3 protein-coding genes and 1 pseudogene are annotated in these 1,634 nt (G+C 32.2%); 2 read left to right on the top strand and 2 right to left on the bottom strand.

Annotated features, from left to right (window positions below; all coding sequences use genetic code 11):
* On the bottom strand, positions 1-314 hold a 314-nt coding region (locus J6Y29_00050), incomplete at its 3' end, for a leucine-rich repeat domain-containing protein (GenBank protein MBP5426285.1).
* Between the two features lie 93 nt (positions 315-407).
* Positions 408-677 (bottom strand): annotated as a pseudogene (locus J6Y29_00045) (InlB B-repeat-containing protein).
* A 72-nt stretch (positions 678-749) separates the two neighbouring features.
* Here J6Y29_00045 and J6Y29_00040 point away from each other — a divergent pair.
* Positions 750-1,262 carry a transposase gene (locus tag J6Y29_00040; GenBank protein ID MBP5426284.1) on the top strand — a complete coding sequence of 171 codons (513 nt, stop codon included), beginning with the start codon at positions 750-752 and terminating at the stop codon, positions 1,260-1,262.
* A 32-nt stretch (positions 1,263-1,294) separates the two neighbouring features.
* Positions 1,295-1,634: transposase (locus tag J6Y29_00035; protein MBP5426283.1), on the top strand; the 340-nt coding region annotated here is incomplete at its 3' end.

Raw genomic sequence — 1,634 nt, 5'->3', positions numbered from 1 at the left:
GAAAATGCCGAATCTCCAATTGACACGATGTTATCTCCTAGAGCTACAGAACTTAAACTGCTACATCCACTAAATACTCTGTTTCCAATAAAAGTAACCGAATTGGGGATTGTTATTGAGGTTAATGCGCTACAATCTTCAAATGCACCATCGCCAATGCATGTAACATTGTCTGGGATCGTTACGGAAGTTAATGCTTTACAACCAGAAAACGCGTTTGCCAAAATAGAAGTAATTTCATCTCCTATTATTACTGATGTTATTTGATTTTTGTAATTAGACCACATTGACAATTCATCGGAACAATTATCCACAGCCCCTGAACCCGAAATACTTAAAGTACCTCCGAAATCTAGTTTCCAATTGACATCACCGCCACATTTACCTACAGCAACAATTTTAGCATCATTCCAATTAGCGATATAGTTTTTATCTCCAGTAGAACCTTTTTGAATAGTTACAGTAGTTTGAGGACTTGTTCCATTTGAACCAGTCCATCCAGTAAAATCATACCCTACTTTAGTTGGATTGGTTAGTGTAATGGTATTTGTTTCTATATTGTACTGGGTTGGATTTGCAGTTTCTAAAGCTCCACCGTCTAAGTTATAAGCTATAACATAATTTATTGGTGCCCAATTTTCTGTATAGCTTTTGTTCTCAGTAGAACATTTTTGAATAGTTACTGTAGTTTTGAAGTGGACCCCAAAAGTTAGACAAAAAAGTAAAACAACAAGGAGGGTTCATTTTTAATGAGCAAATATACAGAAGAATTTAAATTAAAAGTAGTAAAGTATTGTTTAGAAGAGAATCATAGTCGACCGGAAGCAGAGAAATATTTCAGTATTCCAAAAAAATCCGGGATAAAAATGTGGATACGAAAATATCAGGAACATGGAATAGAGGGATTAGTAAAAAAACAAAAATCTTCATATAGAGGAGAGTTTAAACAAAATGTGGTAGAATATATGCAAAGTAATCATTTATCGGCAACAGAAGCAGCCATACATTTTAACTTGGGGTCGGGAAGCGTTGTATCAAAATGGGAACGCATATATTATGAGGAAGGTCCACAAGCTCTCTATGAAGAGAGACGTGGTAGAAGTAAAAACATGAATTCTAAACCAAAAAATAAAAAACTAGATAAGGAAATAGAAAAAGATTTGATAGCAGAAGTTCAGCATCTTAGAATGGAGAACGAATACTTAAAAAAATTAAATGCCTTAGTTCAGGAGAGAATCAAGCGAGAGGGCAAGAAAAAGTAATTGTTGTCAATGAATTAAGGCAGAAATATAGCTTGAGAGAATTATTGAAATTAGCAGAAATGCCAAAAAGTACATTCTATTATCATTTAAAAAAATCAAAGAAAGAAGATAAATATAAAATGGAAAAAGATGAAATATTATTAATATTCCAAGAAAATAAAGGTCGTTATGGTTATCGTAGAATAACATTAGAAATGAGGAATAGAGGATATATAATCAATCATAAAACAGTTGCAAAATTAATGAGAATTATGGGCTTAAAGAGTATTCAAAGACCCAAAAGAAGTTATAATTCATATCAAGGAACAATAGGTAAAATAGCAGATAATCTATTAAAAAGAGATTTTAAAGCAAATAAACCAAATGAAAAAT

The organism is Clostridiales bacterium, assembly GCA_017961515.1.
Lineage (GTDB): Bacteria > Bacillota > Clostridia > Acetivibrionales > RGIG10202 > RGIG10202.
Note: the sequence above shows the minus strand (reverse complement) of the source record. Positions and strands in the feature narration are given on the sequence as shown.